Consider the following 23318-nt stretch of genomic DNA (forward strand, 5'->3'; position numbering starts at 1 on the left):
TCATATTCTTTTACACTAATTTCTTTTTCTCCATTCATCACAATATACTCATTTAACAATTTATCAACTGCTTTCTGTCCCAAAGAAGAATCTTTAGAATTCATATACATTGTGTATCGGATAATTTCGTTTTCATATTTATAAAATAATGTTGCCTTTCTTTGATCTCCATCTACTGCATACCTTGTTAATACCATGCCTTTTGGTTTATGTTCGAGTTTCACCAAAGATACTCCCATTACTTTTGTAATTTCTTTATCAGCCTTCAACTCATCACCATCCTCTGTTTCCTTCGTCTCCATATCCTCAACATTGATAATATTAGAGTTCTCATCCCCATTATCTCGTTCCCACAGAACTTTCCAATACGACTTACTCCCCACGCTGGTCATCACACTTCCGCACACCAAAATCAGCACTGCTGCCAGTGCTCCGATTACAAGCTTGCTTTTCTTCTTTTTGCGGATGACTTTTTTATGCCTTTTGTCGTATTCGTAATCCTGAATCTTATTGAAAAGCTCTTTTTCCATCTCATCGGACACTTTAATGTCATCCAGAGATCTATCCTCTCGGACTTTCTTTTCAATCTGTTCAGCTTCTTTTTTCATTTCATTTTCCAATGATAATTTTTTCAGTTTTTTCATTTTCTTCACCTTATTCTCTCCAGTTTGTGTGTCCCGTTTTTCTTGACATTTTTTCAAATAAGGGTAATATGATGCTATAAGGCTAGTGTTCTCAATTTACTTCGAACAGTAGCACTCTACACTAAATCTGGAGGTTAATTTATGAAGCGAATTATATTGACCGGCGGCGGTACTGCCGGACATGTCACTCCGAATATAGCCCTGATTCCAAAGCTTAGAGAATTAGGCTATGATATTCAATACATAGGTTCTTACAATGGAATTGAAAAGGAACTGATTGAACCTTTTGGAATTCCATATCATGGAATTTCTTCTGGAAAGCTGCGCCGTTATTTCAGTCTGCAGAATTTCACAGATCCATTCCGTGTGATCAAAGGCTTTGGTGAAGCCCGTAAGTTAATCAAAAGCTTAAAGCCTGATGTTATTTTTTCTAAAGGCGGCTTTGTTTCGGTTCCAGTTGTTCTTGCTGGAAAGCGATGCAAAGTTCCGGTCATTATTCATGAGTCTGATATGACACCTGGCCTGGCAAATAAACTTGCAATTCCATCTGCTGTCAAAGTCTGCTGTAACTTCCCGGAGACGTTAGATGCTCTTCCGGAAGGAAAAGCTGTTCTTACCGGTTCTCCGATTCGTCAGGAACTTCTTACTGGTGATAAGGATGCCGCCAGAAAGATGTGTGGCTTTACAGATGAAAAACCTGTCATTCTCGTAATCGGCGGAAGTCTTGGTGCTGTAGCTGTCAACGAGGCTGTACGTGCTGCCCTTCCTGAACTGCTGAAACAGTTCCAGATCATCCATCTCTGCGGAAAAGGAAAGGTTGATGATTCTCTGAAAGAAATCAAAGGCTACTGCCAGTTTGAATATATCAAAAACGAACTGCGTGATCTCTTTGCTCTTGCAGATGTTGTTATCTCACGTGCCGGTGCGAATGCAATCTGTGAACTGCTTGCTCTTAGAAAACCGAATCTTCTGATTCCGCTTTCTGCCCGTGCAAGTCGTGGCGATCAGATTCTTAACGCACACTCTTTCGAGCGTCAGGGATTCAGTCTTGTAATCGAGGAAGAACAGCTTACGAATGCAACGCTTTTGGATGCAGTTCATAACCTGTACGAAAACCGTGAGCAGTTCATAAATGCAATGCACAATTCTGGGCAACAGGATCCAATTGCTACTATTATCGGCCTCATTGAGGAAGCTGCCACAAAATAATGTAGTTCATCTACTGGCAACCGTCTTCATAAAACTACAGTATTCAAAAAGATACCGGGAAACTATCGGCACCACTGTTCCTTATACACTTTTTCTTTGTACATTGAACAGTAAACATTTGGTTTTGCTCTTAGTCTTCCCGGTTCATTTCTTCGTACTCCGTTCCGTACTTTTTCTTAATCCATTTCTTTGCTCTGTGCAGAAGGCTATGAAGCACTTCAAGTCGAATGCCCATTAATTCTGCTGCTTTTGCCTGAGGCATCTCCATGTAATATACAAGGACAATAGCATCGTACCATCTTTCATTCTTTTCCATCAAATTGGTGAAAATCTTTTCATGAAGCTCTAACCTTTGTTTCTGAAGCTCATCTTCCAGAAACTGTTCCTCTGCACTTTTTACCTGTGCTTCATATTTCTCGGTATCCTCTTCACTGTCCCAATTCTCATCAATCTCGAAAATCTCCCGGCTATGCTTTTTCTTGTAATTTAATGCCGCATTTTTTGCCGTTGTAAACAGCCATGAAGAAATATTTTTCTTCTTCATGCTGTCATATCCCATATACAGTTTCAGAAAAGTGTCTTGAGTAATATCTTCCGCTGCACTATAACTGCCTGAATAAGTGTATGCCGCTTTTAGAATGAGATTTTTTATATTGTTCATAAATCTCATTGAATTCGCGATTTTCCGTTAACATATCTTCTCCAGTACTACTTTAATTTTTCAAGTATTTCTTTCTTATCTTCTTCTGTAAGTTCTCCCATATGCCATCCGAGACCTACATTGTCATTCTTATATCTTGGGATTAAGTGCATATGGAAATGGAATACCGTCTGTCCAGCTGCCTCTTCGTTGTTCTGAACGATATTATAACCATCACATCCAAGTACATCCGTCATCTTTGTAATCATCTTTTTCGCCAGACAGATTGCTTTTGAAGCTGTTACCTCGTCAATATCATACAGATTGCGGTAATGATTCTTCGGAAGGATCAGCGCATGTCCTTTTGATGCCGGTCCAAGATCCAGAATTACTCTGAACTCCTCATCCTCATATAATGTTGCTGATGGAATCTCTCCATTTGCTATTTTACAGAAAATACAATTATCATCTCTCATGATCTTTCCTCTTTCCATTTTATTTTATCTGTAGTATAGACCATTTTTCAGAAAAAGAGAATACATTTTTCAGACACCAGGTCGAAAAAGGTCGAAAATAGTCGAATGATTTTTATTGAATGCTGTTTTCGGTGGTGCTACACTCTTACCGAACTCAAGAAAATCTAACTATTAGGAGTAAGTATTATGTTAACAAATATCGATCTTGAAAAAATGAACCACCTGATGGAAACAAACAAAGATGCAAAAGAGATTATCACCCAGCTTCTGAAGAACCATGATGCTGCTGTTGCTACAATTGCGCATGAGATCCGCAACCCTATGACGGTTCTTTATTCTTCTATGCAATTAATGAGCTCTCTTTATGCTGAAACTGCCAAAGGTTCCTGTGTCTGGGAAGAATGCATGGATGGCGCCAGACATATGTGTGATTTACTGGATGATCTGACAGAACTCAACAACGGAAACCAGTTAAACCGTGCTTCCTTTCCTCTTGGACATGTTCTTCGCAACTCTGCTGTTCTGTTCGCCATGTCTCTCAACTTTGAGAAATCAAAGATTGAGATGACTTCCAGTATTGATAAGAATATAAAAAGGTTCAATGGTGATCGCACCAAATTAGAGGAAGTCTTCTTAAACATACTTACAAATGCCAAAGACGCTCTTGCCGATTGTAAGTATGCCCCACGTCTGCAGTTTCGTGCAAAGAAACTTGACGATAAAATTCTGATTCAATGCCAAGATAACGGCTGTGGTATTCCAACGGAAATTGTTGATAAGCTTTATGAACCATTCTTTACAACAAAAGAAAACGGTACCGGCCTTGGTCTCGCAGTTTCCAAAAGAATCATTGAAGCACATAATGGAACGATCGACATTACATCTGACCATACCAATGGAACAATCGTATCGATCACACTTCCTGCGTAAACTATCAGATATCGTTAATATCAGATACCGTTAGGATCTTTTGATTTTTTCTTCGATAGGTTAGCAGCGCTGTCAGGAAACCGCAAATCAATCCGCCTACGTGAGCCAGATTATCTACGCCTGTACTGGTAAATCCAAAATAGAGACTCAGTACAACCATAATCAGTATGCCTCTTCCTGACAGCGTTCCGAGCCTTCCCCTGTTTGCAAATACAATCCAAAACAACCCTCCCATTAGTCCGAAAATTGCTCCCGATGCCCCGGCAGATACAATCTGTCTGTCGTGCATGGTATTCCAGTATAAAGACAGCAGATTACCGCCTATTCCACTGATAAAATAACAGAACAAAAATCGAATTTTACCGGCCTCTTTTTCAAAAATCGATCCAAGAGCCCACAAAAGCACCATGTTATTTAATAAATGTGAGATTCCAAAATGCAGAAAAAGACTGGTAAACAGCCGATAGTATTCCTGATTTTCTATAATATATGGTTCATACATTGCTCCATGCTGCAACATAAAATAACCATCCTCAGTCCGTCCGATCATAGTAAGAACAATAAACACTAGAATATTGATTCCTATCAACGTGATCGTCATTATTTCTTTTGGTCTCTCTTTCATTCTTCCTGACTCCCTTTTGACTTCTATGATATGTTTTTGAATCTGTGTATACTATACCACATCCCATATATCATTCATAGTCATCGGCTTCTGTTATCAGATCGTCCCATTCTCCCCATTTTCCAGACTTAAATCGTTTTGCAAATTTCTTGATCGGACCATATCTCTTTTCTTCCATCACTGCATAATTCTCTCTCGACTTGCTATAATAGCTGTTTTCCTGTACCTCAATGTTTTGATTTTCTTCCATTTCTATTCTGTCTTTTTCTCTCTTACTTTCTTCTCTGATCTTCTCTTCTTTGGACTTTTTTTTCCTGTTTTTTGCTTCTTCCTCATACTGCTGCAGTATGCTTTCCAGATCATAGGTTTCTTTTAGCGTTTCTTTGTGAAGCATGCAGGCAAGTTGAATACTCTCCAGATCCTGATAATCAACTTTCTTTACAAAATATTCCGTCAGCTCATGATAAGACACCTGCCAGGTCTTCTCATTCTCTGGGAAAAAACAGAAAAAATAGTTTTCATCCTTTTCAAAAATATATTTTTCTGAAAGCATCAGATAATTTGGTTCTAACATATAATCTTTCATTTTTTCCATAACACTGAGAAATTGTCTTGTCAGTTTTAATATCTCTTCTGCTTTGATATCTTTATTTTTATAATACGTTTCCAACGACTGTGAATGTCCTGTATGATAATAATATCTACTTGCGCCTTCCATTCCACATCCACTTACTCTCAATAATCCGGGAATCCGATTATTCTTAAGCATCCGCATCTGATAATTCTCCCGATACGGTTGTGCGCTGTCTATTATGATTTCAGACTCTGCCACTCTGCTCTGCTGATTTATCTTTTTTTCTTCCATCTGATTTTCTTCTCCCTTCACTTTTTCAGCTTTACAGAAGTCTATTTTTTCCATCTGACTTTTTCTTCTGGTTTCACCTTCGTTGCACGTTGTATCAGATGAATCTTCATTCGTCCTTTTGATGCAAAAACTTCTACCTCTATTTTCTTCCCAGATAGATCAACTCTGGTTGTTATATTTTCCAGAAAAATCAATTTTCCACTCGTCCTTTCTTGGAAAAAAGCATCCATATCTACATCTTCTATCTTTTTCCTGTCCATTTCAACTCCTGTCACAGCCGTTTCCGCTGCCGCTGCGTTTAAAATTGCCTTATCATGAAAGTAAAAAATGATCGTGATGAGCAGAAAAAATAAAATTAAGCAAAAAGGAATAAGGTAAGACATCTCTACCACTGTACTTCCTTTCACGTTTTTTTTCGTATATTTTTCAGTAAACTCCACCAATCATGCCTCCCAGATAAGCAACTGTCAGAAATGGAATAAACGGAAATGAATTTTTTCTTGTATACTTCTTTCGTGCGATCATAATCCCTCCGTAAACAGATGCAATCAGAAATGCAGCAAACAGAATCCAAAGAAGATTCCATCCACCAGATAAAATTCCAAGGATCAGAATCAATATGCTATCTCCGTAACCAAACGACTCTTGTGTGAACCAACTTAAAAAGAGAAATACTCCTCCACACAATCCGCCGGCTACCATCATCCTGAGTTCTCCTTTGCTGCATAGTACCTGACATAAAACTGTAATCGCAAGCAAAATCAAAAGACTTCTTACACTTACTTTCTTCCAACGAATATCTATCACAGACAAAATCAACAGATACATCGCTATAACAGCTTGAAAAAACATCCATAGATTTTCCCTTCCATTTTGCCCGAATACATTCATTATTTTGCACATTTAGAACATCCTCCTCTTCCTGCTACTTCGCTTTTATGAACTGCACGTATTGTTCTCTTCAGAGAACTGCAATTCAATGAGTTGTGATACCGGTTTCCATAACTGGTAATATATACACCATTCATTGCCTGTCCATAAACACATTGCTCACACTTATGGTATTTTCCTCCACCTTCATTTCTCATATTTTGTAATTCTGAGTATTGAACATATTGAATAGATAATTGAAGATAGCTGCACTGATAATCCGAATGCCACACTGTTCCTTTTTCTGTGATATAGACAATCTGTCCGTCTTCATTTTCCTTTCTATCTTTTTGATAACCATTCCATGCACTGACTTTAAACTCATCTTTCAACTTCACCGAGGACTTTTCAGTAATGGAACCGGAATCTTTATCTTGTACTCGATAACAACATTTATCTCTTCTGTTCCCGGAATCCAATAAGACTTCCAGCAACTGATCGCTGATGTACCACCATTCAGAATACTTCTCTCAATTCTTTCTTCTCCAATCAGATTCACCAGATTTGATTTTAATTGAATTGTATTCAATACAGGAAGGACAGCCGTTGACTCTGCTGCCTGTTTGGCTGCATCACTTCCTGCTGCATGGATACAGCCTCGTATACTCTGGATTTCAATTAAAAAAATCAAACTTAATACTGCAAATATGAAGAGGGGAACTGCAAATGCAGCTTCTATTGTTACACTTGCTCTTACCCCCGGTGCAGATGCCCTTTCTCTTGTTGGACTGGTATTTTTTACCTGTTTATTTGACATCGCAGCTTTTCCTTTCTAAAGTGTGTGGGTTTCCTGCAAGAGGGATTGCAGGATTCTGAGTGTACGTTTTGGGGTGTACAAAAGAAGGTCTGAAAGGGCATCTGCACCGGGGGTAATTCTGGCTTCATTCATATCCGAAATAAACCGGATATTGGTAACTTAGATTTTTATAAACGATTATCTTATTCTGTATTTCTAATTTAGTCACACATTGATCTGCCTGAAATAAAATATGTTTGGAATGGAATGACTCTTCTACACAATCTAAAGTCCGCATTGTAATTTCCGGCACTGATTTCAAAAAGAGAAACATCCTGATATAATCGGAATATCCGACTCCTTCTCCGGAATCATTCCCCCTTACACTTCCACCATCTGTCAGAAGAAGTGGCAGCTGTGACAGAGAAACAACCCATTTATCTGCACTTTTTACCAGTGGAACTTTTCTTCCATCCAAAAGACAACGAAGATCCATAACACTTTCTCCTCCTGCCCACGCAACAAGTATCATCTGTTTCAAAGCTTCTACCGCTTCAGGCATCAGTAGTAGTGCAGATATTGTCACAGCCAGCGCTTCTGCCTCTGCCACTCGTCCCATATCCTTTGCCAGACAGCCATAATTTCCCGATATTCTCAGAAGAAAAAGACGAAATAACACGGATTCCAAATTTTCTTTATCTGATCCTTTTCCTTGTAGAATATATTCCAGTTCGTATGCTAAAGCATCCGACCGGTCAGACTGCCATTCCTTCTCTCCACTCTCATCCGTTCCTTCTGATGGTTCTGAATCCTGCCGAAATGCATAGCCGAATGTTTTGAGAAGATATTCGTTGTACAGAAGTTTCTCCGTTGTCTGATCAAGTCCTTTTCTTGTTGGGAATGTCCCATATCCTTTTTTCAAAGTTCTCTTTGATGCCTGCCCCGACAAATGAACACTCTTTTCAGACACTTTTTTTCCTTTCGGAATTACAACAGAAAGAATTCCTTCTTTTTTTATCTTTTGCATAATACGAAACGGATTCTCCTCATCTGGCAGACTTGGACTTTCTTCCACGTCTTCTCCTTCCGTTTGACTGCCGGATGCATCAAGACTGTCATTCACCTGTTCCATTGCATCTGTCATTTCATCTGTTTTCTTCTCCATATCAGATTCTTCTGTCTCTGTCTGTTCCCATTTCTCTGTTGTCCCGGTAAACTTTTTTACCAGATCCATTCCATACCTTTGTTCCATATAAGCCAGCACCTGTTCTCGAAATGCCTGTCCGGATTGATCTGTCAAATACTGAATTCCCTTGATTTGATGATCTGTAGAACCCGAATTGTAATAATGCAAACGCTGGATCAGATTTTCTTCTTCATAATTTCCTGTCCTGTAACCAAGATCAATTCCAAAAACATGAAATTGTTCCATAAGTTCCTGATGATATTCTCCGAAAACGGAATAGATTGCCCGATCTGTGTCAATTCTGCTGAGATTTTTTGATCCTTGAATCACAGCAGACTCTAGAATTCCAAAGATAAATGAAAGTAACAAAGTAAATGATAAACTCAAAAATACAGTAATTTCGCCTTTTACGGACCGCATGCTATATGCCAGAGCTTTCTGATGTCACTTTCTCAAAAATCGTAGTGATCAAACTAATCAACTGTTCTTTAAAAATCAGCAGAAGCGCAATTAATATAACCAGAATTAAAACCAGTTCAATTGTTGTGATCGCAGCAACATATTTCTTATCTTTATTTTTTCTTACCAATAATTTTCTCATCTTGTATCTCCTTCTTTTCTCTCTTTTTTCTCAAATCTGAATCGTCAAAAACGCTGGAACAGTCACGATCACGAACACGACTGCCAACATAAGAAACAACGGTATCATCAACTTTGTTCCTGCCTCTTCACCAAGTTTCTTTGCCATATTTTTCCGTTCCTCAAAAGCTTCCTGCGCCTCTCTTTGTAACAGATTCATCAGTCCCCTGGTTCCTTTTCTTAAATTCTGACTTAAAAGCATTCCGAACTTTCGGTAAACCGGACTCTCGCACCTCCTTCCAAATGCCTCGTAGCATTCACTTTCCGGTCTTCCATTCTTCAGTTCATTCATTGTATATCTCATCTCTTCATACACTGTTCTTTCTCCAAGATAGTGTTTCTCTTTGTCATATTCTTTTACAATTTGGATCCAGGCTCTTCTCACTGTCATTCCTGCCCCTATATACAGACTGAATTTATTGATCAACTGCGGATAATCAAACTGCATCTGTCTGATTTCTTTCTTTCGTTGTTCTTTCTGCTTTTGTTTCTCTGCCGTAAATTGGAATACAATCATCACTCCGCCAAGTAAAAGAATTCCAAATGCTCTCATTTCCTTCACAGGCTTCCATGATAATTTTCTTCCATCTACCTGATCTGGCAATATCAAGTAATCCTTTTCCCGCTGTTCCTGATCTGCTTTTTCTACTTCCTGGGATATCTTTTTCAGAATCCCCTCCTTCTTTGACAACGGTGTGGAAAACAGGTGTGCATAAAATTCACAGGACATTTTTTCCTCATCATATCGAAGGACAGCGGTTAATTTGACGAGTGTTCCTTCTTCCGTCAGCTTCTCCTGCTTTAAAACACCTCTGCTGTTCATAACCTCATAGTTATCAAGTTCCCATGACACGCTGATTCCCGTATGTGGAATTTCCATAATAAGATTCAGGTCTGACCTGACCTCATCCAGACTTTTGTTTTCACCAAGGATCTGCGTTGGAAGTTCTTCTGCCGCCTTAGAAAGCTGTTCTCCAATCTCTTCTTTTGCATACTTCTTTTCCGAAATCTGAACCTTTATTTTCTCTTTCCACTCGCCTGTCTCCATCTGGATGTTTTCTGTCTTTTTTCCTTCTCCCTGTCCTTTTCTTTCCAAAATCCGGTTTCCATTTTCATCCTGTGCTAATTGACGATGATTATCTGTGACATACACTGCACTAAACATTACGATTGACAATAAAAGAACGATTCCGGCCTTTTTATAGATTCCATATTTTCCTTTGTCAGGCTGAAGTACTTTTTTCCACTTCTTTTTAAATCTCAATCTGTAGCAACCTCCTTCCAAACCTGTATGCTCCAAGATAAAGCACAAGACAAATGCTCATTACGATACATCCGGTCCATGTACCATACAGGACACTTAAGAATTCACCAAATGTCATCTTCATGTAGAGAATCATTATAAATGGGATTACGCTCATGATTTCAAATTCCAGCTTTTTCGCAGCCAGCATGGTCTGTATCTCACGTTCTGTATCAATCTTCTCTCCGATTGTTCTAGCCGCATCTCTGATAATCGCAATTGAATCCCCACCACTGACCTTAGCTGCTGCATAAACTGTAATAAAATTCGTCACATCCTCCTGCTTTACTTCAGCCGCAAATTCATTCAATACAGTTACAACTGACAGATTCAGATCCAGCTTCCTTACCATCTGACCATATTCTTTTCGAATCCTTGTATTCGCATCATACATTCCGATCAGATCACGATTTGTTTCCCTGATTGCATTCTCTACAGAATATCCTGCCTTAAGTGCCCCTGCCATTGTCTGGATACTATCTCTGAACTGACTTCTGAATTCCTGTTCTTTTCCGATTGCTTTCTCTTCCATCCACTCTTTCATGTATAAGAACCATAACGGGAACAACAGAATTGCCGGAAGTATTGATTCATAAAACAAATACAAAATCAGAAGAAATCTCACCGTACATTTTATGATTCCGACAGTATATTCAGACGGTGTGATATCCTGCAGCCAGGAGTTTTTCTTTATTCGTGATTTCATTTTTCTTCATAAGGCATCCCTGTATCTTTCCATTCTTCATCCCCTCCTCCTTAAATTCATAAAGAACCTTTGTCTGGATCCTTCCATCTTCATAACCTTCCACTTCTACAATCTGCAAAACCTTTCTTGTCTTATCTCGAAGTCTTCCAAGATGAATGATAATATCAAGTGCCGATGCAACTTGTCTTTGAATTGCCTGTAACGGAAGATCAATCCCCATCAGCATCATTGTTTCCAGTCTGTGTAACATATCTGTTGGATTATTGGCATGTCCTGTTGACATTGAACCACTGTGACCATTCAACATTGCTGAAGAGATCATATCTACCGTCTCTTCTCCTCTTACTTCTCCTACAACAATTCGATCCGGTCTCATACGAAGTGCTGACTTAATCAAATCTCTGATGGTTACAGCCCCTTCTCCTTCTGCATTCGGTCCGCGTGCTTCTAAGCGCACCAGATTCTGAACTCCCTGAATCTGTAACTCTGCATTATCCTCAATCGTGATCAGGCGTTCTCCTTTTGGTATATAGTTCGACAACGCATTCAGAAAAGTTGTCTTTCCTGCTCCTGTTCCGCCACTGACAAAAATATTATATTTTGCTGCTACCAGCTTTTTCAAAAAGTTAGCAGCTTCATCAGTTACGCTGCCTATACAAATCAGCTGTTCCATCGTAATTGCTTCCGATGGAAACTTTCGGATTGTAAGGATTGGTCCATTCACAGCAACCGGATTCAATACAACATTTACTCGAGATCCATCCTTCAGCCTTGCATCCACAATCGGAGAGGCCTCATTTACATAACGGTTCGATTCGCCTACAATCTGTTGAATTACATCCAGTAATCTCTCCTGAGACAAAAAACACTTCTTAGACCGGAAAATTCTTCCTTCTTTCTCATAAAAGATATGGTCGATTCCATTTACCATAATCTCTGTAATCGAATCATCTTCAAGAAGCTCCTGCAGAACATCCAGTTTACGAAAAGAGTTGAATAACTCACGCCCGATTCTGATCTTATCACTCAACGGAATATATTCTTCATCTGCTGCCTCATCCAATACTGTGCGGATCAGCTCCTGCAGTTCTTCATCATCCGTTTCCTTCGTAAGGTCAATTTGTTCCAGGATCTGTTCATACAGCTGCTCTTTTCTAATCATCCTTACGACTTCCTTTCTCCGTCCGGAAATTCCGTAATTTTACTTGCAGATGCTTCTAAAGCAACAGGATTTCTTGGCTTTCCCATTCTGCGTCTTACCGTCTTCTTAAGAATCTCGCCATATCCTGCTGATCTAAGATTCTCTTCGTACTGATTGAGTTTTGCCTTTGCTGCACCTTCCTCAATGTAAGGCGTATAAATTTTGCTGCATCTTCCCAACAGATCATACAGACCATCTACCGTATCTCCCAAATCAAGAATGATCACTTTGTAAATACTCTTCTCCAGAATCAGATCCAAAAGTTGATTCCATTCTTCTTTTGTCACTTCTCTGAAATCTTGTTCTGCCCGGATCGGTGCGATATAATCCACCCCATTCATATGGCTGATCAAAGTACTGATCTTCCATACCGGATTGATACTTTCCTGCTTCATGTAATACAGCAGATCTCCAAGATTCATTCCGGATTCTTCCGGCAGGTAATAATTTAATCCTGAATACCCTTCCAGATTCAGATACAACGTAGGAATCGATTCTGAAAGAACTCGTCCCATACGCATGGCAAACCTTGTCTTCCCGATTCGATGAACCGGTGAATAGATCCCGATCAGACCATTTACATTTGCTTTCACTGTCTGCGATCTGTCTGAAACAAGTTGGATTTGATGCGTCTGTACTTCTGAATTTTCCTGAACTTTTTCCTGAAGTAAAAGTTCCAGCATACTGCTGATACTCTGATACCGGAAGAATGGAATCTCTGTGGGACTTCTCTCGTTCGGAATCTTCTCTCCGATCAGAAGATACTTCTGTCTTGCCGGAATCTCATCCCGGTCTTCTTTTCCATACTCTTCTCCGATCAGCAGAATATTTACCTGCATACTCTTGGCTGCTATTTTCAGATTCTCAATATCATGAAATACATGAAACTGAAAATAACCGGATAATTTCTCAGATAATCTTCTGAACAGATTTTCTGAATAACTCTTTTGTGTATCACAAATCACAAAATTCTCAGCAGTTCCTCTTACTGCTCTTTGCTCAATTGTCATAATTCGAAACTTTGCTGCGATCATACAGCCTGAATAAAGAAATTGTACCGAAGGTCCAACACTTCGATGCAAAAGATACATCAGTAATTCCCCAATTCACTGATGCTACAACAGATGATTTTCTGTTGGTAAGTGAGATTATATACGGGCACTTCTGTTTTGTCCATACCAAAATTAAAAATATAATGTTTTTGTAAAAAACTCACAAAAATTGATACCATGTAATGCTATAAAGAAGACAAACCCCAGGAATTCCAAGGGTTCCGGATGTCAAAAAGGTCATCGGATTCAAACCGACATTAATTGAAGAATCTGCTGGAAGAACATATTGGTTTATTATAAAAATCAACGCCATTCCTATGGTTGCCCGTACAAAAAACTTGAGAAAAAAGTATCCTGTTTTCTTTTTCATTTCACTCTTCCAATCTGTTTTTTCTTGATTTGTAACTGTTCAGAGCCAAGCAAAATTTCAAAAAACAGGTATAAAATGCTTGCATTTTTAAGACTATTTTTGAAATTTTATTTGGCGGATACGCCACACCGACGAAATGCGTAGCATTTTGGAGGTTAGCTCTGAACAGTTACCTTGATTTATTTTATTTTTTCCGTCTCTTTTTTATTCCTTTTGATTCCATTTTCAATTCTTTATACTCAAAAAAGAAAGCGGATAAAGTTCACTGTAATCAAGTAAACTCCATCCACTTTCTCTTATCTTTTTATTTTTCAGGACAGCTTACAATCTTCTGTAAAACATAACAACTTTATTCCTCTGTTGTTTCCTGCTCAGTTGTCTCAGAAACTGATCCTTCCTCTGATTTTTCAGACTCATCTTCATCAGAAATCTCAACTTCTTCACCGTCGATCTCGGCAGAAGCCTTTCTCACCTTCGCAACGCTCGCTACAGTGTCATTTTCCTTCAGGTTGATCAGTTTTACACCTGATGTGATTCTGCCGTAAACAGAGATATCAGAACACTTCATACGGATAATAATTCCCTCTGTGTTGATGATCATGATCTCACTGTCTTCATCTACAGCTTTCATTCCGACAACATTTCCTGTCTTCTCTGTGATCTTATAACATTTCACACCTTTACCGCCACGATTCTGACGAGTAAATTCATCCATGTCTGTACGTTTACCCATACCACGCTCAGATACGATCAGCATATCTTTGCCCTGGCTTGCGATCTGCATACCGATCACAACGTCATTATCTGTCAGGTTCATACCGCGTACACCCATAGAAACACGGCCTGTGGAACGTACATCTGTCTCATTGAAACGGATACACATACCGTATTTTGTAACGAGGAAAATATCCTCTGTATTATCTGTGATCTTAACCTCGATCAGCTTATCATCCTCACGCAGTACGATCGCCGCAAGTCCTGTCTTTCTGACATTTGCATAATCCTGAATCGGAGTCTTCTTCACAAGACCTTTCTCCGTTGCCATGAACAGATACTTGCCTTCCTCATACTCACGAAGCGGAATGATCGCAGTAATCTTCTCTTCCGGCATCAGCTGGAGTAGGTTAATGATTGCTGTTCCACGTGCAGTTCTTCCTGCCTCCGGAATCTCGTAAGCTTTCAGTCTGTAGACACGGCCTGTGTTCGTAAAGAACATAATGTAATGGTGACTGGTTGTAATAAACAGTTCCCGGATGTAATCATCCTCCAGTGTCTGCATTCCCTTAATACCTTTACCACCACGATTCTGGCTCTTGAATGTGTCCATAGACATTCTCTTGATATATCCAAGTTTTGTCATTGTAATTACGACATTCTCGCGTGGAATCAGATCTTCCATGGAGATGTCAAATTCATCAAATCCAATCTTAGTTCTTCTGTCATCACCGTATTTCTCAGCAATTACAAGAATCTCTTTTTTGATCACACCAAGAAGAAGTTTTTTATCAGCAAGAATTGCTTTATACTCTTCAATCTTCTTCATAAGCTCTGCATATTCAGCTTCAATCTTCTCACGTTCCAAACCTGTGAGTGCACGCAGACGCATGTCTACGATTGCCTGTGCCTGGACATCACTGAGTCCAAAGCGTTTGATCAATTCTGCTTTTGCTTCCTGAACATTCTTAGAACCACGGATGATGCGGATGACTTCGTCAATGTTATCCAGAGCAATCAGTAATCCTTCCAGGATATGAGCTCTCTCCTGTGCTTTATTCAGGTCATACTGTGTTCTTCTTGTCACAACATCTTCCTGATGACGCAGATAGTACTGCAACATCTCAAGAAGATTCATAACCTTCGGCTGATTATCAACGAGCGCCAGCATGATCACACCAAATGTATCCTGAAGCTGTGTATGTTTATATAACTGATTCAGAATTACATTCGGATTCACATCACGACGAAGCTCAATACAGATTCTCATACCTTCACGGTTAGACTGGTCACTTAAATCAGTGATTCCATCAATCTTTTTATCTCTTACAAGCTCAGCGATCTTTTCGATCAGACGTGCTTTATTTACCATATACGGAAGCTCAGTAACAATAATTCTGTTCTTTCCGTTCTGCATTGGCTCAATGTTTGTCACCGCACGCACTCTGATCTTACCGCGTCCTGTTCTGTATGCCTCTTCAATTCCTCTTGTACCAAGAATCTCCGCACCTGTAGGGAAATCTGGTCCCTTCACGATTTCAAGGATTTCCTCGATTGTCGTCTCTTCTTTATCTGCAATCTGATCATCTATGATCTGAACAACTGCTGAAATAACCTCACGCAGATTATGCGGCGGGATATTCGTTGCCATACCTACTGCGATACCTGATGTTCCATTTACCAGAAGATTCGGAAATCTGGACGGAAGTACAGTAGGCTCCTTCTCTGTTTCATCAAAGTTCGGGATAAAATCTACGGTATTTTTGTTAATGTCCGCTGTCATCTCCATAGAGATCTTACTCAGACGTGCCTCTGTGTAACGCATTGCAGCAGCGCCATCACCGTCCACTGAACCAAAGTTTCCGTGTCCATCTACAAGGGGATAACGTGTAGACCACTCCTGTGCAAGATTAACGAGAGCTCCATAAATCGAGCTGTCTCCATGAGGATGGTATTTTCCCATCGTATCACCGACAATACGCGCACATTTACGATGCGGTTTGTCCGGTCCATTATTTAATTCTATCATTGAGTACAGAATTCGTCTCTGTACCGGCTTAAGTCCGTCTCTAACATCCGGAAGAGCACGGGCAGCGATTACGCTCATGGCATAGTCGATGTATGAAGTCTCCATCGTCTTTTTCAGATCGACTTCATGGACTTTGTCAAAAATATTGTCTTCCATCACTTGTCTCCTTTTTTCTAGGGTCAGTCTATCATATTCAAAATCTGACTGGATTTCGCATTTTCACGCTTCACACCAGCTCAAAAATCTGACTGGGTTTCGCGTTTTTACGCTCTACACCAGCTCAAAAATCTGACGATTTTTGAGCTGGGTTGCATTTCTAATGCCAACCCAGACAACTACGTCCAGGTCTGCTTTCGAGTAAACTCGAATCAGCCCTGCCCGAAGTTGCCTGTTGTGTCGCTATAACTACTAGATATCCAGGTTTTGTACATACTTTGCATTTTCTTCGATGAATTCTCTTCTTGGTTCTACTTTGTCTCCCATAAGGGTTGTGAAAGTAAGATCAAGCTCAGAAGAGGTCTCATCATCCATTGTTACGCGCAGGAGGATTCTGTGCTCCGGATCCATAGTTGTCTCCCAAAGCTGCTCTGCATCCATCTCTCCAAGACCTTTGTAACGCTGGATCTTATTGTTGCTGTCACGACCAACTTCTGTAAGAATCTGGTTCAGTTCGTCATCGCTGTATGCATACCATACCTTCTTGTTCTTCTCCAGTTTATACAGTGGTGGCTGCGCAAGATATACATATCCCTCTTTGATCAGATCCGGCATGAAACGATACAAAAATGTCAAAAGAAGTGTACTGATGTGCGCTCCATCGACATCGGCATCGGTCATGATAATGATCTTGTGATATCTCAGCTTACTGATATCAAAATCTTCGTGAATTCCCGTTCCGAATGCTGTGATCATTGCCTTAATCTCAGCATTTCCGTAAATCTTATCAAGACGTGCTTTCTCTACGTTCAGAATCTTACCACGAAGTGGCAGGATTGCCTGAGTTGCACGGTCTCTGGCTGTCTTTGCAGAACCGCCGGCGGAATCTCCCTCGACAATATAGATCTCACACTTGGACGGATCTTTATCTGAACAGTCTGCCAGTTTTCCCGGAAGGGACATTCCCTCAAGAGCTGACTTTCTTCTTGTAAGATCTCTTGCTTTTCTGGCTGCTTCACGGGCACGCTGTGCCATAACAGACTTTTCGATGATCATCTTTGCAACACTTGGATTCTGCTCCAGGAAGATCTCCAGCTGTGTTCTGACGATATTATCAACAGCTCCACGTGCTTCACTGTTTCCAAGTTTCTGCTTTGTCTGTCCTTCAAACTGAGGATCCTCAATCTTGACACTGACAATCGCAGTCAGTCCCTCACGGATATCCTCTCCTGAAAGCTGCTCATTCTCTTTCAGCAGCTTATTTTTCTTGCCATAATCGTTGAATACCTTAGTCAATGCACTTCTGAATCCCGCAATATGAGTACCACCCTCCGGCGTTGTAATATTATTTACAAAACCGTAAGTAGTCTCATTGTAGGAGTCATTATGCTGCATAGCAACCTCAACTGCAACATTATCTTTCATACCTTCACAGTAAATAATCTGCTCATAGAGCGCAGTTTTACTCTTGTTCAGGTATGTTACAAATTCTTTAATACCACCTTCATAGTGGAATATATGCTCATGGATCTCTTCCTCACGAAGATCTCTTAAGTGAATCTTCAATCCCTTTGTCAGGAATGCCATCTCACGGAAACGCTGTTTCAGTGTATTATAATCAAATACTGTTTCCTCAAAGATTTCCTTATCCGGAAGGAAAGTAACCTTTGTTCCTCTCAGCTCCGGCTCACATTCTCTGTCAACTCTGAGTTTATAGCATACTTTACCACGCTCATAACGCTGTTTATAAATCTTGCCTTCGTTGGCAATCTCTACTTCCAGCCACTCAGAAAGAGCATTAACAACAGATGCACCTACTCCGTGCAATCCTCCGGATACCTTGTACCCTCCACCGCCGAATTTACCACCGGCATGCAGGATTGTAAAAACAACCTCAACTGCAGGAAGTCCTGCCTTATGGTTGATTCCTACAGGAATTCCACGCCCATTGTCTGTGACCGTTATCGAATTGTCTTTGTTAATGTCTACCTGAATTTTATCACAATATCCGGCCAGAGCCTCATCCACCGCATTATCTACAATCTCATAAACCAGATGATGAAGTCCTCTGACGGAAGTGCTGCCAATGTACATACCCGGTCTTTTTCTTACGGCTTCCAATCCTTCCAAAATCTGAATCTGGTCCGCTCCGTATTCAGCGTCAAATTCTGTACCTGATGCACCCATTCTTAAACCTCCTAGTTTTCTTTTGCTACATGTCCACTTTTCACATGGAATATCTTGTTGATAGAAAATCTATGATTTACAAACTCATCCAGTCCCGTACAAGTAATCACCGTCTGTATATCATGAATACTATCCAGTAAATAGTTTTGCCTGTTTTTATCTAATTCAGACAAAACATCGTCTAATAACAGGATCGGCGTATCCCCAATGATCCGCTTCACCAGTTCAATCTCAGCTAATTTCAGCGACAGCGCAGCTGTTCTTTGCTGTCCCTGAGAACCAAATTTTCTAATATCCAAATCTCCTGACAGGAAACACAGATCATCTCTATGAGGACCTACAGACGTACTTTTCATCCGCAGATCCCTCTCCCTGTTTTTCTTCAGAGCCTGCTCCATCGACATCTCACCAATACTTGATTCATAAGTCAATGACAGCTGTTCTTTCCCGCCTGTCAGACGGAAATGAATCTCTGAAATAATCTCATTCACCTGTCGTACAAATTCTTTTCTTCTTTCCAAAACCTTTGTTCCATAAGCAGCCAGCTGCATATCCCAGATATCCAGTGTCTCCAGCAAATGCTGCTGGTTCGAGCCATAGATATCCTTCAAAAGTGAATTACGCTGGTTAATAATACGGTTATAGTTCGAAAGATTATTCAGATAGATCTTATCAAGCTGGGAAAGCTCAAGATCAATAAATCTTCTTCTTCCTGCCGGACCCTCTTTGATAATATTAAGATCCTCCGGAGAAAAGAAAACAAAATGGACAATACCGAATAACTCACTTGCACGGCGAATCGGTACCTTATCGATTGCAATTCCCTTCGGACTGTTTTTCTTCAGGTGCATATCGATCTGGAAAATGATTCCCTTTTTCTCAACTACTGTCTCCAGATGGGATTCATCATGCCCAAACTGTATCATATCCCGATCCTTCGTTCCTCTGTGAGATTTCGTCGTTCCAGACAAATACAATGCTTCCAGTATGTTTGTCTTTCCTTGAGCATTGTCACCGTACAAAATATTTGTTTTCGGATCAAAGGTCAAATCTAATAAATCATAATTTCTGTAATTTTTCAGCTTTAAAGACTTGATTATCATAATTTCCCCGCCATCACGTTATAACACGAGCGAGAAAACCTCTCACATGTTATTCTACACGTTTTTTAATTATTTTTCAATTTTTATTTCATTTCCATCAAAAGAAGCTGTATCGCCCGGATAAAGCTTTCTTCCGCGTCTCGTATCAATTTCTCCGTTTACAAGAACAAGCCCGTTCTGAATTACGTCCTTAGCCTCAACACCACTTTCAACTAACCCGGCTGCCTTGAGCGCCTGACCGAGTTTAATGAATTCATCCTGAGGGCGCAGTTTGATTATTTCCATTTCTTATCACTCCTTAATTAATTTTTATCAGTGTTTTTGATCTTTATTTTTCGTTTAAACTTTTTAAATATTTTTAAACTTTTAATTTTCTAGATTTTGAAAAGTCAAAAAATTGCAGAGCAGGGCGTCTGCTCCGCATAATCCATTATTTTCTGAGTTTAGACAGCTGCATTAAAATTGACTGGAAGAATCAGATAAATGTAAGACTGATTCTCGTCTTTGATAAAGCAAGGTGCTTTTGCATTCATAAAATACAAGTCTACTTCTTCATCTTCAATCACACGAAGTGCATCGATCAAAAACTTTGGATTAAATCCAATCATCAGATCTTTTCCGTCTTTTGTACAGAAAATCAGTTCATCCATAGATCCAATCTGTGATTTGATCTTCAACTCCATTGATTCATTCTTGATGTCAATGATAATCGGCTTTTTGTCTCCCTCTTTGATAAGCAGAGTTGCACGATCAATACAATCTAACAGTTCTTTTTTATTCACATGTACTCTTGTCTCATAATCACTGGACAGCATCTGATCAATTCGGAAATATTCACCTTCAATCAGTCTGGAAACAACCAATGTTCTGTCAAATTCAAAAACAATATGATTTTTTGTAAACGAAATCTCAACTTCAGCATCCGCTTCACCGCCAATAATCTTGCTGATTTCCTGAAGAGTTTTTCCAGGAACAATTACTTTTCTCGGCTGATAAGCATCTTTCAGTTCGATTTTCCGGATTGAAATTCTGTGACCATCAAGAGAAACCACTCTGAGAACATCATTGTCAATCTCAAAAAGTTCTCCTGTCATCATCTTGTTCGTATCATTGTCAGCAATTGAAAAAATAGTCTGGCGAACAACTTCTTTCAAAGTAAACTCGGAAATAGTAATAAAATCTTCACGCTCAATCGCCGGAAGATAAGAAAAATCATCTCCTGACTGGGCTGCGATATTAAATTTCGCTTTTTCGCAAGTAATAATTGCCTGATTGTCAGATTCTGTTTCAATAACAACATCATTGTCTGGAAGTTTACGGACAATTTCTGAAAAAATCTTTGCATTTAATGCAATAATACCTCTGGAATCAATAATTCCATCAATTGTAGTTTCAATTCCAAGTTCCATATCATTGGCAGTCAGTTTGATTACATCCGTTGTTGCATCAATCAGAATACATTCAAGAATAGGCATTGTTGTTTTAGAGGGTACTGCCTTGGAAACAATACTGACTCCTTTTACGAGATTCGATTTTTTGCATATGATTCTCATGTTGATGATTACTCCTTTCAGGTTTCAAGGTTACAGTTGATATGTGGATAACGTTTTTTCCTCGCGTAATTTATGTATATTTATATAAATCGATTCCGTCTCCTCCGCCTTAGGGGGTGTGGATAAGTGGATAAGTACCTGCAGCCCTTTAAAATCAAGGGTTTGCGGGTTTGGATAACTATGTAGATTACAGAAAAATAACGTGTTGAAACTGTGGGGAAAAAAATTTGGCAAAAAATCCACATTTTTGTTATCCCAACGTTATTCACATAGAAATCTACAGGTTTTCTACAAAGTTATCCACAATTAACGCGAAAAACTGACAAGTTATTCACATTTTATAGAGTTATCTTCCTTATACAGGATTGATTTTCTTCTTAATTATATTCACAGTGTTGTTTAAAGCTTCATCTGTCTTCAGATCATTCTCAATTTTGCGTACACCATGGCTAATGGAAGCATGATCTTTACCACCGAGCAGGGCACCAATGGATTTTAGTGGTGTATCGGTCATATTTCTGCACAGATACATGACAATCTGGCGTGGAAGAACGATCTCAGCGTTTCGTTTTTTACCTTTTAGTTCAGTTACCGGTACATTAAAGTGTTCAGAAACTACATCCATGATCAGTTCTGGTGAAACTGCACGGGTATCATCCGGTGAGATCATATCCTTCAAGGCCTCAGCAGCCAAAGGAATGTCGATCGGTTTATTCTCCAGATTAGAAAGAGCGATCAGTTTATTCAAAGATCCTTCAAGCTCACGGATATTGGATTTAATATTATTGGCAATGTACTGCATAACCTCATCCGGAATATGATATTTCTCAAGTCCGTCGAGTTCTTCTTTCTTACGAAGAATCGCCATTCTTGTCTCATAGTCAGGAGAGGAGATGTCAGCAATCAGACCCCACTCAAAACGTGTGCGAAGTCTGGCTTCCAGTGTCTCAATGTCCTTCGGAGGCTTATCACTGGAGATGATAATCTGTTTTCCTGACACATGAAGGTGATTAAATGTATGGAAAAATTCTTCCTGTGTACTTTCTTTTCCTATAATAAACTGAATATCGTCGATCAGAAGAACGTCATTATTGCGATATTTCTCGCGGAATGTGGTCATTGCCAATTCATTTCCGTTCTTACCTACTTTAAGAGCATCGATCAGTTCATTCGTAAAAGTTTCACTTGTGACATACAGTACTTTTTTGGAGGGATCATGTTCCAAAATGTAATGTGCCACGGAGTGCATCAAATGGGTCTTTCCAAGTCCAACACCTCCATATAAGAAGAGAGGGTTGTAGATCTCTCCCGGAGATTCGGCAACTGCGAGGGAAGCAGCGTGAGCGAAATTGTTGTTGCTTCCAACGACAAATGTGTCGAACGTGTACTTTGGATTTAAGTTTGCCTTTTCATAAATCGCATTTACACGGGTCTTCTGGACGGAAGATTCTTTCTTTTCCTTAATAACTTTCGGGCTGTCGGTTACAAATTCCACTTCATATTCTGTACCGGTTACTTCGGCGATGCAGACCTTAAAAGGAAGCAGATATTTATCTTGAATATGTTCAAGACTCGCCTTCAGTTTGACGAGAATATATACGGTATTGTCCTTGACTTCATAAACAGTAAGTGGTGCAATCCATGTAGTATAAGAAATATTGGATGAGCAATATTCCAGCTTCATCTTGTTTAGTACCTGATCCCAGTTTTGTTCTACAATGTTCATCGATAGTAACTCCTAATTTTTTAAAATTATAATGGAAAGGTTGAAAATCCAGCGCAAATAATTCAGGACTTATCCACATTCAACTCCTGATTATGGCTTTTAGGGCAGACTTCCCCCTACCCAAATACAATGTTTTCAGCAACTGTTTGTTAAAAAAGTGAAAAACAGCCACTTTTTATTAACTTCGTACTAAAATAATGTGGATAACTCTAAAAATGGTAGAGTCTCTCCATTACATTCTACATCAAAAAAGCTGTAGAATCAATGGAAAAACAGTGTGTATAACTTTATCAACATCTTAAAACGTTGATAAATATGGTTTTTTTATGAATAAAAAA

24 protein-coding genes are annotated in these 23318 nt (G+C 39.5%); 2 read left to right on the top strand and 22 right to left on the bottom strand.

What is annotated here, in order from left to right; translation table 11 throughout:
• The coding region (locus DXB52_RS11445) for a hypothetical protein (protein ID WP_147343367.1) at nucleotides 1-644 on the bottom strand (644 nt) is incomplete at its 3' end.
• 141 nt (nucleotides 645-785) lie between these two features.
• Here DXB52_RS11445 and DXB52_RS11450 point away from each other — a divergent pair.
• A complete protein-coding gene (locus DXB52_RS11450; protein ID WP_117541730.1) occupies nucleotides 786-1853 on the top strand; it encodes an undecaprenyldiphospho-muramoylpentapeptide beta-N-acetylglucosaminyltransferase in 1068 nt (355 codons plus the stop codon).
• A gap of 130 nt (nucleotides 1854-1983) precedes the next feature.
• Here DXB52_RS11450 and DXB52_RS11455 read toward each other — a convergent pair whose 3' ends face one another.
• Nucleotides 1984-2523: an RNA polymerase sigma factor gene (locus DXB52_RS11455; RefSeq protein WP_472520114.1), complete on the bottom strand. Its 540-nt coding sequence runs from the start codon at nucleotides 2521-2523 to the stop codon at nucleotides 1984-1986.
• A gap of 38 nt (nucleotides 2524-2561) precedes the next feature.
• The gene (locus tag DXB52_RS11460; RefSeq protein WP_117916727.1) at nucleotides 2562-2969 is read right to left on the bottom strand and encodes an HIT family protein; all 408 of its coding nucleotides are present in this window, start codon (nucleotides 2967-2969) and stop codon (nucleotides 2562-2564) included.
• 186 nt (nucleotides 2970-3155) lie between these two features.
• Between DXB52_RS11460 and DXB52_RS11465 the strand changes: the two genes are divergently transcribed.
• Nucleotides 3156-3899: a sensor histidine kinase gene (locus DXB52_RS11465; protein WP_015527655.1), complete on the top strand. Its 744-nt coding sequence runs from the start codon at nucleotides 3156-3158 to the stop codon at nucleotides 3897-3899.
• A 4-nt stretch (nucleotides 3900-3903) separates the two neighbouring features.
• On the opposite strand, the gene DXB52_RS11470 is transcribed toward DXB52_RS11465, so the two are convergent.
• The 19 genes from DXB52_RS11470 to dnaA form a co-directional block, all read right to left on the bottom strand.
• Nucleotides 3904-4524, bottom strand: a complete 621-nt coding sequence (locus DXB52_RS11470; protein WP_117498435.1) for a rhomboid family intramembrane serine protease — start codon at nucleotides 4522-4524, stop codon at nucleotides 3904-3906.
• A 70-nt stretch (nucleotides 4525-4594) separates the two neighbouring features.
• A complete protein-coding gene (locus tag DXB52_RS11475) occupies nucleotides 4595-5443 on the bottom strand; it encodes a DUF6382 domain-containing protein (RefSeq protein WP_118107404.1) in 849 nt (282 codons plus the stop codon).
• On the bottom strand, nucleotides 5431-5829 hold the full coding sequence (locus tag DXB52_RS11480) for a TadE family protein (protein ID WP_118107406.1): 399 nt from the start codon (nucleotides 5827-5829) through the stop codon (nucleotides 5431-5433). The genes DXB52_RS11475 and DXB52_RS11480 overlap by 13 nt, the downstream gene beginning before the upstream one ends.
• Nucleotides 5816-6292, bottom strand: coding sequence for a prepilin peptidase (locus DXB52_RS11485; protein WP_118107408.1), 477 nt, complete (start codon nucleotides 6290-6292; stop codon nucleotides 5816-5818). The genes DXB52_RS11480 and DXB52_RS11485 overlap by 14 nt, the downstream gene beginning before the upstream one ends.
• Nucleotides 6280-6657 (bottom strand): hypothetical protein, encoded by a 378-nt coding sequence (locus DXB52_RS17240; protein WP_472520115.1) that lies wholly within the window; start codon nucleotides 6655-6657, stop codon nucleotides 6280-6282. Before DXB52_RS17240 ends, DXB52_RS11485 begins: the two co-directional genes overlap by 13 nt.
• Entirely contained in the window at nucleotides 6654-7076 is a 423-nt protein-coding gene (locus tag DXB52_RS17245; RefSeq protein WP_472520116.1) for a hypothetical protein, read from the bottom strand. The genes DXB52_RS17240 and DXB52_RS17245 overlap by 4 nt, the downstream gene beginning before the upstream one ends.
• 124 nt (nucleotides 7077-7200) lie before the next feature.
• A complete protein-coding gene (locus DXB52_RS11495) occupies nucleotides 7201-8628 on the bottom strand; it encodes a DUF5702 domain-containing protein (protein WP_147343368.1) in 1428 nt (475 codons plus the stop codon).
• Between the two features lie 34 nt (nucleotides 8629-8662).
• Nucleotides 8663-8842, bottom strand: coding sequence for a Flp1 family type IVb pilin (locus tag DXB52_RS11500; protein ID WP_015527661.1), 180 nt, complete (start codon nucleotides 8840-8842; stop codon nucleotides 8663-8665).
• 30 nt (nucleotides 8843-8872) lie between these two features.
• Nucleotides 8873-10144, bottom strand: coding sequence for a type II secretion system F family protein (locus tag DXB52_RS11505; RefSeq protein ID WP_252255926.1), 1272 nt, complete (start codon nucleotides 10142-10144; stop codon nucleotides 8873-8875).
• Nucleotides 10134-10889: a type II secretion system F family protein gene (locus DXB52_RS11510; protein WP_118107412.1), complete on the bottom strand. Its 756-nt coding sequence runs from the start codon at nucleotides 10887-10889 to the stop codon at nucleotides 10134-10136. The genes DXB52_RS11505 and DXB52_RS11510 overlap by 11 nt, the downstream gene beginning before the upstream one ends.
• Nucleotides 10837-12051: a CpaF family protein gene (locus tag DXB52_RS11515; protein ID WP_118107414.1), complete on the bottom strand. Its 1215-nt coding sequence runs from the start codon at nucleotides 12049-12051 to the stop codon at nucleotides 10837-10839. The genes DXB52_RS11510 and DXB52_RS11515 overlap by 53 nt, the downstream gene beginning before the upstream one ends.
• 2 nt (nucleotides 12052-12053) lie before the next feature.
• The gene (locus tag DXB52_RS11520) at nucleotides 12054-13181 is read right to left on the bottom strand and encodes a P-loop NTPase family protein (protein ID WP_117541715.1); all 1128 of its coding nucleotides are present in this window, start codon (nucleotides 13179-13181) and stop codon (nucleotides 12054-12056) included.
• 121 nt (nucleotides 13182-13302) lie between these two features.
• Nucleotides 13303-13512 carry a pro-sigmaK processing inhibitor BofA family protein gene (locus tag DXB52_RS11525; RefSeq protein ID WP_117541713.1) on the bottom strand — a complete coding sequence of 70 codons (210 nt, stop codon included), beginning with the start codon at nucleotides 13510-13512 and terminating at the stop codon, nucleotides 13303-13305.
• 349 nt (nucleotides 13513-13861) lie between these two features.
• Nucleotides 13862-16411 carry a DNA gyrase subunit A gene (gene gyrA / locus DXB52_RS11530; protein WP_117861333.1) on the bottom strand — a complete coding sequence of 850 codons (2550 nt, stop codon included), beginning with the start codon at nucleotides 16409-16411 and terminating at the stop codon, nucleotides 13862-13864.
• 252 nt (nucleotides 16412-16663) lie between these two features.
• A complete protein-coding gene (gyrB, locus tag DXB52_RS11535; RefSeq protein WP_117498419.1) occupies nucleotides 16664-18598 on the bottom strand; it encodes a DNA topoisomerase (ATP-hydrolyzing) subunit B in 1935 nt (644 codons plus the stop codon).
• 11 nt (nucleotides 18599-18609) lie between these two features.
• Nucleotides 18610-19701, bottom strand: coding sequence for a DNA replication/repair protein RecF (recF, locus tag DXB52_RS11540; protein ID WP_117498418.1), 1092 nt, complete (start codon nucleotides 19699-19701; stop codon nucleotides 18610-18612).
• 69 nt (nucleotides 19702-19770) lie between these two features.
• Nucleotides 19771-19986 (bottom strand): RNA-binding S4 domain-containing protein, encoded by a 216-nt coding sequence (locus tag DXB52_RS11545; RefSeq protein ID WP_015527669.1) that lies wholly within the window; start codon nucleotides 19984-19986, stop codon nucleotides 19771-19773.
• A 158-nt stretch (nucleotides 19987-20144) separates the two neighbouring features.
• On the bottom strand, nucleotides 20145-21254 hold the full coding sequence (gene dnaN / locus DXB52_RS11550; RefSeq protein ID WP_015527670.1) for a DNA polymerase III subunit beta: 1110 nt from the start codon (nucleotides 21252-21254) through the stop codon (nucleotides 20145-20147).
• A gap of 355 nt (nucleotides 21255-21609) precedes the next feature.
• Entirely contained in the window at nucleotides 21610-22980 is a 1371-nt protein-coding gene (dnaA, locus tag DXB52_RS11555; protein ID WP_015527671.1) for a chromosomal replication initiator protein DnaA, read from the bottom strand.
• Nucleotides 22981-23318: the final 338 nt, after the last annotated feature.

Origin of the sequence: Ruminococcus sp. OM04-4AA (assembly GCF_003462585.1) — a bacterium.
Taxonomy (GTDB): Bacteria; Bacillota; Clostridia; order Lachnospirales; family Lachnospiraceae; genus Mediterraneibacter; species Mediterraneibacter faecis.